Annotated in this window: 14 protein-coding genes and 1 pseudogene; 1 reads left to right on the top strand and 14 read right to left on the bottom strand. The window is 44.5% G+C overall.

Annotated elements, in window-relative coordinates; all coding sequences use genetic code 11:
* Positions 1-338 precede the first annotated feature (338 nt).
* Positions 339-779 (top strand): DUF3788 domain-containing protein, encoded by a 441-nt coding sequence (locus tag KSZ58_RS06715; RefSeq protein WP_055200792.1) that lies wholly within the window; start codon positions 339-341, stop codon positions 777-779.
* Positions 780-851: 72 nt separating this feature from the next.
* Here the strand turns inward: KSZ58_RS06715 and KSZ58_RS06710 are convergent, their stop codons facing one another.
* The 14 genes and pseudogenes from KSZ58_RS06710 to KSZ58_RS23465 all read right to left on the bottom strand — a co-directional run.
* Positions 852-1,703, bottom strand: coding sequence for a MerR family transcriptional regulator (locus KSZ58_RS06710; RefSeq protein ID WP_008819327.1), 852 nt, complete (start codon positions 1,701-1,703; stop codon positions 852-854).
* 17 nt (positions 1,704-1,720) lie between these two features.
* The gene (locus KSZ58_RS06705; protein WP_008819328.1) at positions 1,721-2,461 is read right to left on the bottom strand and encodes an ABC transporter permease; all 741 of its coding nucleotides are present in this window, start codon (positions 2,459-2,461) and stop codon (positions 1,721-1,723) included.
* Positions 2,458-3,177, bottom strand: coding sequence for an ABC transporter ATP-binding protein (locus KSZ58_RS06700; protein WP_008819329.1), 720 nt, complete (start codon positions 3,175-3,177; stop codon positions 2,458-2,460). Before KSZ58_RS06700 ends, KSZ58_RS06705 begins: the two co-directional genes overlap by 4 nt.
* 178 nt (positions 3,178-3,355) lie before the next feature.
* Positions 3,356-3,766 carry a hypothetical protein gene (locus KSZ58_RS06695; protein WP_008819330.1) on the bottom strand — a complete coding sequence of 137 codons (411 nt, stop codon included), beginning with the start codon at positions 3,764-3,766 and terminating at the stop codon, positions 3,356-3,358.
* A gap of 69 nt (positions 3,767-3,835) precedes the next feature.
* Positions 3,836-4,474 carry an ABC-2 transporter permease gene (locus KSZ58_RS06690; RefSeq protein WP_009269221.1) on the bottom strand — a complete coding sequence of 213 codons (639 nt, stop codon included), beginning with the start codon at positions 4,472-4,474 and terminating at the stop codon, positions 3,836-3,838.
* Positions 4,471-5,328 carry an ABC transporter ATP-binding protein gene (locus KSZ58_RS06685; protein WP_161128978.1) on the bottom strand — a complete coding sequence of 286 codons (858 nt, stop codon included), beginning with the start codon at positions 5,326-5,328 and terminating at the stop codon, positions 4,471-4,473. The genes KSZ58_RS06690 and KSZ58_RS06685 overlap by 4 nt, the downstream gene beginning before the upstream one ends.
* 15 nt (positions 5,329-5,343) lie before the next feature.
* A complete protein-coding gene (locus tag KSZ58_RS06680; protein ID WP_074748051.1) occupies positions 5,344-5,718 on the bottom strand; it encodes a GntR family transcriptional regulator in 375 nt (124 codons plus the stop codon).
* Between the two features lie 372 nt (positions 5,719-6,090).
* Positions 6,091-6,813: a DUF5131 family protein gene (locus KSZ58_RS06675; protein ID WP_161128979.1), complete on the bottom strand. Its 723-nt coding sequence runs from the start codon at positions 6,811-6,813 to the stop codon at positions 6,091-6,093.
* A 138-nt stretch (positions 6,814-6,951) separates the two neighbouring features.
* Positions 6,952-7,356 carry a VOC family protein gene (locus KSZ58_RS06670; protein ID WP_008819335.1) on the bottom strand — a complete coding sequence of 135 codons (405 nt, stop codon included), beginning with the start codon at positions 7,354-7,356 and terminating at the stop codon, positions 6,952-6,954.
* Positions 7,357-8,369: 1,013 nt separating this feature from the next.
* Complete coding sequence (gene guaA, locus KSZ58_RS06665; protein WP_161128980.1) at positions 8,370-9,662, bottom strand: glutamine-hydrolyzing GMP synthase; 1,293 nt, start codon at positions 9,660-9,662, stop codon at positions 8,370-8,372.
* Positions 9,663-9,813: 151 nt separating this feature from the next.
* On the bottom strand, positions 9,814-11,211 hold the full coding sequence (locus tag KSZ58_RS06660) for an MATE family efflux transporter (RefSeq protein WP_008727673.1): 1,398 nt from the start codon (positions 11,209-11,211) through the stop codon (positions 9,814-9,816).
* A gap of 134 nt (positions 11,212-11,345) precedes the next feature.
* A complete protein-coding gene (locus tag KSZ58_RS06655) occupies positions 11,346-12,023 on the bottom strand; it encodes an MgtC/SapB family protein (RefSeq protein WP_161128981.1) in 678 nt (225 codons plus the stop codon).
* Between the two features lie 123 nt (positions 12,024-12,146).
* Positions 12,147-12,593, bottom strand: coding sequence for a hypothetical protein (locus tag KSZ58_RS06650; protein ID WP_161128982.1), 447 nt, complete (start codon positions 12,591-12,593; stop codon positions 12,147-12,149).
* Between the two features lie 1,271 nt (positions 12,594-13,864).
* Positions 13,865-14,089: pseudogene (locus tag KSZ58_RS23465) on the bottom strand (GntR family transcriptional regulator); the annotation flags it as partial.
* Positions 14,090-14,102: the final 13 nt, after the last annotated feature.

The raw sequence follows: 14,102 nt of genomic DNA, 5'->3' as shown, positions 1-14,102 counted from the left end.
TACTCCTTTCGATTCCCGGATTGCCGCTTCCTTTACAGCCTACAGCCATCATCAGAATCACAGATAATCAAGGCTCATAGCGCCTTCTCTCTATGACAGGGAATTCTGTGCCGATTTCCATAATAGCTTACTAACACCCGTTACAATATATTGAAATATAGTGCGTCATAAATCTCTACCCCCATTATACCATGCCCATACCCTGAATAAAACCGTACATTCATCTATGTAGTCCTGCTTGCATATCCGGTACGAATCTTGTAACCTGCGCATTCTGTGACAAGACAAACGCAAGAAATCCTAGTATACTGTAAACATGAAGCATGAGGAGGTACTATATGGATATACAGCAGGACAGCACACACATCCCGCAGATTGAGGATTTTTACGCCGTCATCCATAACAAGCTGTTTGAAAAATTTCTGCAGGCAATGAAGGACATCTTTTCCTGTGAACCGCAAATGGAATTCAGCAGATGCACATGGGAATACGGATGGAATATGAAGTTCAAAAAAAGAGGCAGAAATCTTTGTACCCTGTATGCACGGGAGCAGTATTTCACCCTGCTGATCGTCATCGGCAAGAAAGAAGCGCCGTATTTGGAAGCACTGCTGCCGCACCTCGGTGATGCAATGCAGGAAATCATTCAGGAAACAGCAGAAGGGAATGGACAGCGCTGGCTGATGATTGACGTGGAGGATGAAGGCAGCGTATATCAGGATATCTGGAAGCTGCTTGCCTTACGTGCAGGCTGCTATGATGTTGCAGAGTCTGAATGAAAAAGAGCGCCATACAAAAAGGCATGGATTCCTAGAAAAGATTCCATGCTTTTTTGTATCCTGTTCTATGCGTTAGGTTCGCTGAATTTTGCGTACAGGAAACTGGATTTCTGTGAGCCAGTCGTCCTCACTGTCCTTGTTCCAGATACCGTCAATATAGGCTTCTCTTTGATGCCCGATCATCTCGTAGCCGTTGTCCTCAATAAAGGAAACGATGGCACGATATGCCAGCGGCAGTGTACGATACGCCCCCTTATGCATGACGCATGCAGCAAGTTCAACAGCCGGCAGCTCACGAAATTTCAAATCACCGCGATCCTCTTTCATTTCAGTAACCGCCTCGCAGATTTCCGCATCCACATCCTGCTCCCGGTACTCATCATCGTAATACATGGTGAAGCAGTATTCCGGCTCCTTACATTCACAGCCTGCCTTCTCCATTTCCAGCCCCATATCCGGCATTTTATAAAACAGATCCGCATAGCTGTCGAGATGTACCCGCATAGAGGCAATGGTAACCGCTGGCAGTGATTTCAGAATGACACGGTATTCATCATCCAGATGTCCACCACTCAGATAGCCCTCCACACGCGCCAGCTTTTCGCCTGTTTCCGCCATGATTTTCAGCAGCTGCTGTTTTCTTTTCTTCAACAGCTGTTCCTGCGAAGCGCCATTACACACCTGCCGTATTTCCTCCAGAGAGAATCCCATATCCCGAAGAGCCAGTATCTTATGCAGCGGCAGCAGCTGATTCGAGGTATAGTAGCGATACCCGCTGTCCTCATCTACATAAGCAGGCTTCAGTAAACCGATTTCATCATAATGGCGTAGTGTTTTCACTGTTATATGGTTCATTTGTGAAAATACCCCGATCCGATACAGCTTTTCAGGTTCATCCTGATGACAGAAAAAATCTTTGTTCATAGTGGTTTCCACCTTTCTTAATCCCATTTAAATGATACAACAGAAAGGATACAGCCGACAACTGCGAATACAATCAAAAGGGCGACAGATATCCATATCTCCTGACTCCACATGTTTAAAGAAACCGCCTTTAACAGCTTGATACCATGTGTCAGCGGCAGGACATTGCATACCTTTTGCACAGTGTCCGGAAACAACTCGAAGGGGATGGTTGCCCCCGATAAAAACAGCATGGGAAAATAGACGAAGGTTGTAACGACATTCGCAATTTTCACCGTCTTGCACAAGCTTGCCAGAATCATGCCGATGCTGTACATGGACAACATGACAAGCAGAAATGCACCGATGAAAAGGAACGGATCCCCTTCCATGCGGTATCCGAATCCAAACACAGCCAAAACGGTAACCAACGCTGCTGAGAAGAATGACGTCAGCATGCCAATCACCACCTGAACGGACAGAATCATAAACGGGCGAATCGGTGTCGCAAAGAAGTGCTTCAGGATTTTCTTGTCACGGTAATCTGCGATCGTCAGCGGCAGTCCCATAAAGGCAGTCGCACAGATTCCGACCGTCAACAGCGACGCAAATGCACTCTGTAAAAAGGAATAATCAGCACCTCCTGCGGATTGCGAACCGGCTACGACTGCAATCAGAAGCAGGACACCGACCGGCATACCGATTCCGAAAATGATGCCATCCGGACTGCGCAGACTCAGCTTCCCCTCCACCTTTAAAAATGTCAGAAATCGTTTCATATGCTCACTTCCTCCTCACTGTACCATAGATATGCCTCTTCCAGATTTTCATAGGGACTGTTTTCGATAAGTTCTTCAACGCTTCCCTCACACAGCTTTCTGCCCTGTTTCAAAATAAGTAGGCGATCACATAAATTCTCAGCCTCCTCCATATAATGCGTTGTCAGGAAAATTGTCATTCCCTTTTGCTTCAGTGATTTCAGAATATGCCATACCTCGCGACGGGCTGCCACATCCAGTCCGGTTGTCAGCTCATCCAGAAAAATCACCTGTGGATTTGGAATCAGTGCCACGACTACGGATAGCTTTTGCCGCTCACCTCCCGACAGCTGTTCCACCTTTTGATTGGTGAACGCTTCCAGCTGAAACTGCTTTAAAAGCGCATGATAGTCCGCAGGCTCATGGTAAAGTGCCGCGGTTTCCTCACATACCTCACAAACGCGAATATTGTTTGCGTGTGCCGCATGCTGCAGCTGGACACCGACATGCTCAAACAACGTTTTTCTGTGTTTGGCTGCATTCTGTCCTAAGATACGTGCACTGCCGCTGTCCGGCTTTGTAAGACCCAGTAAACAGTCAATCGTCGTACTCTTGCCGGCACCGTTATGTCCCAGCAGTCCGAACACCTCTCCTTTGTCAACGGAGAAGCTCAGTCTGTCTACGACTGTTCTTCCGTTATATGTCTTCGTTATATCCGAAACTTCAATACTTTTCATTGCAATTCCTCCTTTCACCTTCAGCTTACATGCTCCTGTAGGGGGAGAGTCAACAAAATTTTGTCAGGAATTTTTTTCCTATGAAAAGACAGAAAAACACATATAGCTGCTAAGAACTCCTACCCTCGAATCCTCTTTTCGCTTTATGTGCTTCGTTATATAATAGGTGTATGTCTTTTTAGCGAGCTTCTGCCTCCTGCTGCAACTGGTGCTGTTCCTCAAGCAGCTGCTCTGCAATCTGCATCGCATGAATCATTGGCTCGTGGCGATTATAATGGGCGGTTTCCTTTTCATATTTACTTTGTGCCTTTCTGCATTTTCTGATGATGGAGCGAACCGGCTCTATGGCGGAAGCCAATTCCTGAAGGGAAACTATATTTGCGTTTTCTATCGCAGCATTCATTTGCAGTGCTGTCAGCTTTTCTTCGATCAGCTGCTTTGCCACACGCATGGAAAACAGCCGATTTTTCAGTAAGGTATGCTGCGAGGTCCCTGCTGCGAATTTCCCTTCCATATTCTCACATTTTCTGATAATCGCCACGATTTCCTTATGCGCAGATTCCAGCTGCTCCTTTGTAATGTTCCTCATTCTCTTCTCCTTATTGCTTTTAGCTATGGATTTTATCCGGTTCCTGCTCTATTACTTGCAGTGTGCTGGTTATGAGGCACGCTTTTGAACTATGATATTTGATGCAGTCCATGAGATTGCAAACAGCAGCAAAGACGAACCTAATAGAATCTGAAGAAACATATCTGCATAATCCATCAGCTGAATACCAAACAGCATCAGCAGCTTGCTGGCAAGATATACAGCTCCAAAGGATACAAAACCGCTCATCATCATGGATACCTCCATTTTCTCGCCCTTGTTGTAATAGGTGGCAGGAATAAAGACAGCCGCAAAGCTCAATGCCAGTGCAATGCCCATTGAGAATCCCTGCCACATAGCAAACCGGGTTCCAAGAGCAGTAATTCCCATTGTAAATTGAATCACATAACCATATACAACGGTTATCAGAAAACCAATGCCCGTAAAAGCCAGATATGCGAAATAACGAGCTGCCACAACATTTCGAAAGGAAATGGGAAGAACCCGGTAATAGTCATACCATTTGTTCTGTGCATCCATCTGAATACATCCCATAATGCTCAATCCGAAAAAGGTTGGCAAAATCACGATTAGAATCGCTCCAAAGCCTTTCCATGTAGAAAATCCGCCAATGATGAAGACAGACAGCAGCAACGGCTTCCAGCTGGAGGCTAAATAATATAAATCCTTTCGTATCAACCCGATCATATCCGTTCTCCTTTCACATACAGCAGCATGATATCATCCAGTGTTGCACGCTCAACAATGCAATTTGGATAGTTATGTGCAGCCGCCTCGCGACCTTCGACAAGCACCACTGTTTCATAAGGCTGTTTGCGGTAGCGAATAATATCATCCGGGTTTAGCTGTTTAAAATCTTCTTCACGGCATTTCATGATACCATATTGATAAATCAATTCATCCTTAAGAGCAGACAGTACAAGCTCTCCATTATGAACAAATGTAATGTAATCAGCCACCTTTTCCAAATCGGTAGAGATATGGGAGGATATGAGGATAGAATGATGCTCATCCTGAACAAATTCCATGAATACTTCCAGAATTTCATCCCGCATGACGGGATCCAGACCGCTTGTTGCCTCATCAAGTATGAGAAGCCGCGGCTTGCGGGATAATGCAATAGCAATCGCTGTTTTCATTTTCATACCACGACTGAATTCTTTCATACGCTTTTTATCAGGTAATGCAAACTGTTGTTTGTATCTTTGAAAGGTTTCATGATCCCAGTTTTTATAAACATCCTGTAAAATTTTTTCCGTATGCTCAATACTGAAGCTGTCATAGAAATCACTGACATCGAAAACGATTCCGATATCTTCGCGCAGTGCCAGATTGTCTTTATCCATTTGCTGTCCAAGAACCGTAATCTCCCCGCTGTCCCGCTTTACCAAATCCATAATGCAGTTGATAATGGTTGATTTGCCTGCGCCGTTTTCACCAATAAGTCCCATAATGGTTCCTTCCGGCAGTGTAAAGCTGATATCCTTCAGCTGAAAATTCTCATATGCTTTTGATACATTTTTTAGCATGAGTGCATCCATAGTGATACTCCTTCCCTATCCTTCATCATAAAACATCGTAAGCAGCTTCGTTAATGTTTCAAGCGATATTCCATTTAACCGTCCGATTTCTGCGGCTTCCTGCAGCTTTGCTTCCGCCAGACGCAGTTGTTCCTCACGGATGAATTCCTTGTTTTGTGAGGATACGAAGGTTCCACGGCCCGCAGCACTTTCGATAAAGCCATCCCGCTGCAGATCCTCATACGCTTTTTGTGTCGTAATAACGCTGATATGCAGATCCTTTGCCAATGCACGCATGGATGGAAGCGGATCGCCGCTCTTTAATTCTCCGTTCATAATGGCATGCTTGATCTGTGAGGTTATCTGCTCATAAATCGGTTTTGTGGTATGATTACTGATCAGTATTTGCACAAGGCCACCTCCGTTGTACTTAAATGTACTTATTGTACATATACATTATAATACACTTAACAGGATTGTCAATACAAGAGTTAGCATTTGCAAGCTCCTTATAGGACTGAATACTGGATATAACAGCTTACCTGATGAACATGGATACTATTTTCCCATGTTTATCATGAGGAAAGGGGCTATGTTTACCCGCTATGCACATCTGCTTACCTCACAATGATTTTTTAGTAAAATAAAAATGAGATTGCTCTCATTTCTTTATTTGTTTATCTTATTATAGACAGTCCAAATTACGCAGTTTTAATTATCCGACTCAGTCAAAGAAGGCTGCATAATTCTAATCGTTGATCATGGTAAAATACATAACCATGATCAGAACAATCTTCTTCCGTCTGTTATATCAATCCCGCATTGCTTCGCTTTTCCTGTCTGTTTGAATGGATTCACTCGTTCTATGATACCGTCATGTCTGAAAAAAGAGCCTGTATTTTTAAACCAGAAGGTTTTACCGGCTTCCCCGCACTGCCTGTGAAGGTCAAGCACCCACTCATAATCACATATGCGTGCCTCTCTTCCGGTTTCTCCGCCTACAGTGACATGATCAACACCATCGAGATATGGTGTTAAATCAATCGCTTCCAGTAACGGGGCACAGGCGATAAACCGACGCTTCATGGGATAGGATAGAAATAAGGGCAGTCTGTAATCGGCTGCTTCCTGATTTTCGACGGTACATCCTATATTCACGTGCTCATATCCGCTTCCCCAGTCATCCGGCAAGGCGACAGGAAAACGATCAATTCGCTTTGTCAGAATCAAAAATTCTATATCCGTCCGCTGCTTGATCATCGCCCAGATTTCCTCACGCCAGGCATCGGCTTCCGGCAGAAAGAAATCCGTGGCAAAGCAGGTCGCAAGAATCTTGTTTCCTTTGATATTGTATTCACCCTTTGCGTTCTTTCGGATCGTCCAGTCAAATTTATCCGTCTTCTGTATGGTATTCTGACCATACCGTTTTGCATGAGGACCGTAAAAATAGCAATTTGTACAGCCCTCGCTGATTTTATAGCACCCTGTCCATGGTTCCCAGTTCATACGGCTTCCTCACTTTCAAATATTGTTTTACCTGAATTTTTACATGCATACTAGCAGCTTCCATAAAGACTGAAGTTTTCCTGCATATATGTTTCGGTTTGCAGCTTTGATTAAATTATCTTATGTATAGCTGACACATTACACGCTGGCATCGTTTAGTTCAAATAGATTTCCTTCCGGGTCTCTGAAGTAAGTACACCGCATGCCCCATGCTTCTATAAATTGCGGCTCTCCAAGAAATTCCACACCGGCTTCCTGTAAACGATAGTAATCCTGATCCAGATCATCTGTAGGTATGACTGCAGTTACCGTGTCCGGCTGCTTATTTGTATCCGGCTGCACATATCCCTGAAACATCGGCATGGCATCACCTAAAAAGATAGCGAAGCAGGGCTCCTCCTGCGAATCTGCCGCAAAGGAAGTATAGGGACCATTTCGGTCTCCCCAAACTACATGCAGTCCCAGCTTCTGTGTGTAAAAATCAAAGCATTCTCCATAATTCTTCCGTACCAGTACACGAATCGTCGTTTCCTTGAATTTCATATCCTAATTTCCTTCCTTTTTCAATTATATATATTCTTTATTATATCGCAAGATTTGTGATGTAATTGTATAAACTGGACAAATTGTGTCTGTTTCCATCATAGGATTCACGGACGCTTTTGATAGATATTGCTTCTGTAATATGATATCACTAATTTATTTGGGAAGATTGTGAAATTTAAGATATAGGCGCATCCCTGTATATTTAGAAGCATATTAAAAAATACCTTATCCTGTTTATGGATTCGTTCCTTTTTCGAAAGCGGCAAGACTTTTATACGTATCAACTATTTCTTTTTGCTTGATTTATTATCGGATATAAACACCTGTATGAAAAAGGAATATTTTACGCATTCATACAAATATAAATGGCTTCAATAATAAAGTCATGATTCACTAAAATTCTTTGTGACATTTGGATCACTTGTTATAAATTCATCAACTTCATTATTCATTGAATTCAAAGTTTCAATCCAATCTCGTTGAAATGTATCGATTTGGAAACCATTTTTATCAAAATCATTCTTCACTAATTCTTTAATATAAATTACTAGCATTATATCTATTTCTACAAAAACATAGTATCACTGAATAAGATTTACTCATTTTCTAAAACAAAATCTAATGAATCAAAACAGAAACTTTCTATTGATGTTAAATCAACTACTTTTATATGAGTGATTAACCAATGCATCTCATCTGACTCTAATTTTAAATTCAAAATCTCAGCAGCCTCAGTATATATAAACTCATTGCTATGATCAGAAGATTCAAGTATTGAACGACAGCTTAAGCCATCCTCTTGATTTCTTTTTCAAATGCTATTTTACTGAACTGTCGGACCTCAATTTATGGAACTTGCGATTTTGATTCAAAAAACAAGTATTCATTTTTTATTCGACACATGACATCACTTGAATTAAGGAAAAAGATTATAGTATCATTTGAGAATCTTAGAAAAAAGAAAACCTCAGAATTCCCTTTATCAATAGGGTTTTCTGAGGTTTTTAGTATTATTCCCACTCAATCGTTCCGCACGGTTTCGGTGTCAAATCATAGCACACACGATTCACATTCGCAACTTCCTTCAAAATACGATCCGTAATCCTATGCAGCACCGGCCAGTCAATATCCTCTATCGAAGCCGTCATTGCATCAATCGTATTCACCGCACGCAGAATCACAGGATACTCAAAGCTTCTCGCATTATTCTTCACACCGACAGACTTGAAATCCGGAACGATGGTGAAATACTGCCAAACCTTCTGATCCAGACCCGCTGTCGCAAACTCTTCGCGTAAAATCGCATCCGACTCACGCACCGCCTCCAGACGATCCTTTGTAATAGCTCCAAGACAGCGCACACCCAAACCAGGTCCCGGGAACGGCTGACGGAACACCATATCATGAGGCAATCCCAGCTCCAGTCCACACGCACGTACTTCATCCTTAAACAGCTGACGCAATGGCTCTACCAGCTCAAACGCCAGATCATCCGGCAATCCACCGACATTGTGATGAGATTTGACAACCTTTGCTGTCTTGGTGCCGCTCTCCACGATATCCGGATAAATGGTCCCCTGTGCCAGGAAATCGATACCCTTCAGCTTACGAGCCTCTTCCTCAAACACACGGATAAACTCCGCACCGATAATCTTACGCTTCTGTTCCGGCTCTGCCACATCCTTCAGCTTTCCAAGAAACCGTTCGCTTGCATCCACATAAATCAGATTCGCATCCATCTGATTCTTAAACACTTCAATTACACTTTCCGATTCCCCTTTGCGCATCAGCCCATGATTGACATGCACACAATACAGCTGCTTACCGATTGCCTTTAACAGCAATGCTGCCACTACAGAGCTGTCCACACCGCCGGACAATGCAAGCAGCACCTTGCGATCCTTCACCTGTTCGCGAATCAGTTCCACCTGATCCGCCACAAAATTCTTCATATTCCAGTTTGCCTCTGCCTTGCAGACAGTGAAAACAAACGTTTTTAACACTTCCTCTGACGGCCATTCCTCCAGCTTCTGTTCACATAATGCCGGTGCATGGTCAATCGCAATCACCGGATATCCCGCTTCATAAATTTCCGACAAGACATCGATATCCTTACCGTCGACATTGCGGTGTTCCCCACCGTTTAAGATGACACCCTTTACATTCGGCAGCTTCTGCAGCTCCGCTTTTGTGATATCATGCGGATAAATCTCGCTGTATACACCCAATGCACGAATTTCTCTGGCAAGTGTTGTATTCTCACTGCTGCCAAGATCCAGAATAACAATCATATCTTGTTTCATACGCTAATCTCCTCTACTCTTTTTATCCAAATCAAGTGTAACATATTTCATTGTTCAGTAACATAAAAAAATGGAAAATATTAACCGAAAAACGCACAAAATTACACGCGGAAAGAAAACACCGCAATTTTTACAAACCACGGTGTCTGTTTCAGCACACTGCTTCCTGCGAAGCTGATGGCTGCTGTACAAAGGTACTGGATAGTACCTTATCCTTCTTGCGAATGCGTATAAACAGCAGAACCGCCACACCGGCAGCGATACTTTCAGCGATTAGGAAGGAATACCATATACCATCCAGACCGAACCAGGCTGCAAACAGCCAGGATAACGGCAGAGTGATACAAAGCTGACGAAGCAGGAAAACAATCAGGGACTGCAAGCCAAGCCCCATTGCCTGAAATAATGTGGGCAGAATAAACCCAAGGGCTGCCGGAAGGAAGCTGATACTGATGATACGCAGGGCCGGAACACCGATACGCAGCATATCCTCACTGGCATGAAACAGCATCAGCAGCTGTGTTGGAAACAGCAGGAAAATCGCACAGCCGCAAACCATGATGGCAAGCGTCACCATGATGGCATACTTCAATGTCTGCAAAAGACGTTCATGGCTGCCTGCTCCGTAATTGTAGCCCATGATCGGCATCGCTCCCTGCGTCAGACCGCTCGCCGGCATAAATACAAAGGTCTGCAGCTTATAATAAATCCCATATACGGAAACAGCCGTATTGGAAAACTGAATCAGAATGGAATTTAAACCAATCACAAGAACACTGCCCAGTGCATTCATGCAGGCATTGGGAATCCCCACAGAAAGAATGCGGCGAATGGTATCCCAGGAGAAATGAAACTGCTTCAAATCCAGCTTCACATCGAATTTTCTTGTCAGGAATATAAACAGTGATAGCGACATAGCGAAAATCTGTCCGATAACCGTTGCGATTGCCGCTCCCTTTACCCCCATTGCAGGAAAGCCCAGCAGACCGAAAATCATGATGGGATCCAGGATGATGTTTGTGATTGCTCCTGCCGCCTGTATCGCCATGGGGAAGATCATTTTTCCCATGGACTGAAATACCTTTTCAATCAAAATATGAAAGAAACAGCCAAAGCACAGAAATACACAGACATACGTATACATGCAGGCGTCATCCAGTATTGCCGCAGAATCTGTAAACATTTCAAAAAACGGACGAATCGTAAAGCTGCCAATTGCGACAAACAGCAGATATCCGATCAGCGACAGCAGCAGACCATGGGCCACAGCACTGTTTGCTTCCTTCTGATTCTGCTCTCCAAGCTTTCTTGCTATATAGGAATTCACCCCTACACCGATTCCCACGGAACAGGCTACAATCAGCGTCTGTATCGGAAAAGCCAGGGAAACAGCCGTAAGTGCATCTTCTCCAATCTGTGCCACAAACATACTGTCTACAATGTTGTACAGCGACTGTATCAGCATGGACAGCATCGGAGGAAAAGCCATTGACATCAGCAATGGTAAAACAGGCTTATAACCCATTTTGTTTTGTTCAATTGTTTGCATGACAAACCTCCTCTTCTCACAAAAAACCTCCATTCATCTATTTTGGAAACATGAAAATAGAAAAAATGGAGGTTATTCAAACCTATTTGGTTGTTGACATCATTCTAATATAAAAATCAGGATTTGGCAATACCCTATGCATCAATTTCATGAATATATGCCACATCATGAAACATATCCAGCAGCTTGGCAGCCTGATACGTATCCGGCAGAACAACGATCAACTCCACCTGATAGCAGCTATGCTCCTGTGTCAGACTCACATTCAGTATCTCAATCTGCATACGCTTCAAGCGTTCCTGCAAATCCTGCAAGTCCTCCTTATTCTGGTCAATCACAAAGGACAGCTCCTCCTTATATGACTCCCGCAGCCAGCGATGATTCCGGTGAAGGATGATCTGCACAAATACAATCAGCACTGCTGTAAGAATCCCAAGTGCATACAGGCCGCTGCCAATCGCCATTCCGATCGCACTGGTTGCCCATATGCCTGCCGCCGTCGTCAGTCCGCTGATCGTGTTTTTCCGCATGAAAATCATACCGGCTCCAAGAAAGCCGACTCCGGTCACAATCTGTGCCGCGATACGGGAGGGATCCAGTGCGATACCTTTATCTCCCAGAATATCAGAAAATCCGTACTTGGATACGATCATAATCAAGGCAGCGCCACTCGCCACTATCAGGTGCGTGCGAATGCCAGCCTCCTTATTGCGGCTTTTCCGTTCATAGCCGATGATACCTCCGCAGATTCCCGCAAGCAGGATCCGAACAAGAAATTCCATCTGTGTTTCCAGCTGCATGATGTTCATCATACTATCATCTTCTTTCTTCTGTATCCTTCTTTATATTATACAACACCTTGTGTGAATCGTATATGCTGACGCAAGAAAAACGGCAAACGAAAAGCTTTATCAGCGTCTATCTCTCGATGCCTCTCAGGTATATAAAAAACCATATCCCGAACCGATGATAGTCCACTCCTTCTGAGCGGATGAGCGCCGCAATACCCACGGATACGCAGTATACTCCGCATTGGGCTCCAGCGTATGATCCCCTGCATGGAATACATTGGACACCGTAATAAAATCCGTATAAATAACCATTACCTCATCGGATTTCTGCTTCTTAAAGCCGTCCGCAAACTGCCTGTATGCTGATTCATCATAGCTGATCCTTGTCATTTTACACTCCTGCAGCTCCTGAGAAAATGTGTGCTCCACCAGTGTCATAGCGTGTTCAACATCCTTTCTTTCATAGATAGCAGACTGTATCACCTCCCGTTTGAGTTCGACATTTCTCCATGAATTGGAAAAGAAATACGGTACAAAGAAAACGAGGATTCCGCAAACAAAGATGACTGCAATGGCGATTTTCTTTTTCATGGCATAGCCCCCTTCAGAATGTAATCTTTTACTACACCAGTATATCACCCGCACAGTACAAAGAATCTTAAGAAATCTTATGCGCACCTTACAATTTTCTTACGGTACGGCTCTTTGTTTCAGTGATTCCTTCCCGTCGCAGCTTCCAGTAGGGAATGCAGCAGCCGCACAGCCTCCTCCATATCCTCCATTTTGATTGCCGCAAAAGAAAGAACAAGCTCTCCCTGCGCATTTCTCTGCAGCATCATGCTGTGCTTTCTGGCTTCCTGTATAAGCGATTCCAGCGGCAGCAAATACGGAAAGCGCAGTATAAACTGCAAAGCGGCCTCCTCCAGCAATATATCCGCCTGTGGAAACCACTGTTCCAGCAGTGTCCGCATATGACTGCTCTTCTGTTCATAGTGTCTGCGCAGACGCCGTACATGTCGCTCCAGATGCCCATCCGCAATATATCTTGCCAAAGCCAGCTGTTCGATTTTGCTGGAGGTTGGTGAATAGCTGTTTGCGCGCTGATCATAGCGGTGTTGCAAAGCCTGCGGAATCACCATATAGCTGATTCGCAGAGACGGCAACAGAATTTTTGAAAAGGAGCCGATGTATACGACATGTCCCCCGGTATCAAAGCCCTGCATGGCAGGCGTCATACGCGTATGGTAGCGCAGCTCCCCGTTATGGTCATCCTCGATGATCATGGCATTTCGCTGTGCCGCCCAGGCCAGCAGCTCCCTGCGTTTTTTCTTATCCAGAGGCTGATGGTTGTATCCCGCAGACGCGCTGTTTACATACAGCAGATTGACATCACTTGCCAGTAGCTCCTGCTTGCAGATACCATCTGCTTCCCTGCTTAATCTGCGTACAGGAAATGCATAATCATGAAAGACGGCTTCTGCCTGCGGAAAGCCACTCTCCTCCAACCCGATCACGACGGGTTTATCCAGCAAGCCGCACAACACATACAGCAGCGATTGAAAGCTGGAGCCGATGAGAAGCTGATTGCTTGTACACAATACACCCCGCACGGTATAGGCGTATTTCTGCAGTGCCATCCGCAGCCGCAGCTCTCCTCTTGCCTCTCCGTATGTCGCTATCTCATAATGACCGTCCAGGACCTCCTTGAGGTACTTCTTCCACAAAGTCAGATCAAATGAGCTGACATCCATTGTCTGCGACCGGAAGTCATAGCGGATTTTTTCATCCTGCAGCGCCGCCCCCTGCGCCAGCACCGCCTTACGCAGTTGAACATTCTCCGGCTCGACATCCACAAAAAAACCCTTCTGCGGGATTGACAGGATATAGCCCTCCTCCAGCAGCTTTTCATAGGCACGCTCAATGCTCGTCTTGGATACCTTCATCAAAGCCTCGCATTTCCGTATGCTAGGCAGCTGGTCACCTTTTACCAGATAGCCGGAAAGGATATCCGAGCGCAGTTTTTCATAAATTTGCAGATACAATGCCTTACCCGTGGTTCGTTCAAAATTTATCGTTTTTAATTTCATTGTTATCACCATC

This window comes from Erysipelatoclostridium sp. DFI.2.3 (assembly GCF_019132535.1).
Taxonomy (GTDB): Bacteria; Bacillota_I; Bacilli_A; order Erysipelotrichales; family Erysipelotrichaceae; genus Clostridium_AQ; species Clostridium_AQ innocuum.
The sequence above is the reverse complement of the archived record's forward strand: the minus strand, read 5'-3'. Positions and strand labels throughout refer to the sequence as shown.

What these genes read in the sequence shown, in the direction of transcription:
- KSZ58_RS06715 (WP_055200792.1), top strand. Translation starts at nt 339, where the DNA reads ATGGATATACAGCAGGACAGCACACACATCCCGCAGATTGAGGATTTT.
- KSZ58_RS06710 (WP_008819327.1), bottom strand. Translation starts at nt 1,703, where the DNA reads ATGAACAAAGATTTTTTCTGTCATCAGGATGAACCTGAAAAGCTGTAT.
- KSZ58_RS06705 (WP_008819328.1), bottom strand. Translation starts at nt 2,461, where the DNA reads ATGAAACGATTTCTGACATTTTTAAAGGTGGAGGGGAAGCTGAGTCTG.
- KSZ58_RS06700 (WP_008819329.1), bottom strand. Translation starts at nt 3,177, where the DNA reads ATGAAAAGTATTGAAGTTTCGGATATAACGAAGACATATAACGGAAGA.
- KSZ58_RS06695 (WP_008819330.1), bottom strand. Translation starts at nt 3,766, where the DNA reads ATGAGGAACATTACAAAGGAGCAGCTGGAATCTGCGCATAAGGAAATC.
- KSZ58_RS06690 (WP_009269221.1), bottom strand. Translation starts at nt 4,474, where the DNA reads ATGATCGGGTTGATACGAAAGGATTTATATTATTTAGCCTCCAGCTGG.
- KSZ58_RS06685 (WP_161128978.1), bottom strand. Translation starts at nt 5,328, where the DNA reads ATGGATGCACTCATGCTAAAAAATGTATCAAAAGCATATGAGAATTTT.
- KSZ58_RS06675 (WP_161128979.1), bottom strand. Translation starts at nt 6,813, where the DNA reads ATGAACTGGGAACCATGGACAGGGTGCTATAAAATCAGCGAGGGCTGT.
- KSZ58_RS06670 (WP_008819335.1), bottom strand. Translation starts at nt 7,356, where the DNA reads ATGAAATTCAAGGAAACGACGATTCGTGTACTGGTACGGAAGAATTAT.
- guaA (WP_161128980.1), bottom strand. Translation starts at nt 9,662, where the DNA reads ATGAAACAAGATATGATTGTTATTCTGGATCTTGGCAGCAGTGAGAAT.
- KSZ58_RS06660 (WP_008727673.1), bottom strand. Translation starts at nt 11,211, where the DNA reads ATGCAAACAATTGAACAAAACAAAATGGGTTATAAGCCTGTTTTACCA.
- KSZ58_RS06655 (WP_161128981.1), bottom strand. Translation starts at nt 12,023, where the DNA reads ATGATGAACATCATGCAGCTGGAAACACAGATGGAATTTCTTGTTCGG.
- KSZ58_RS06650 (WP_161128982.1), bottom strand. Translation starts at nt 12,593, where the DNA reads ATGAAAAAGAAAATCGCCATTGCAGTCATCTTTGTTTGCGGAATCCTC.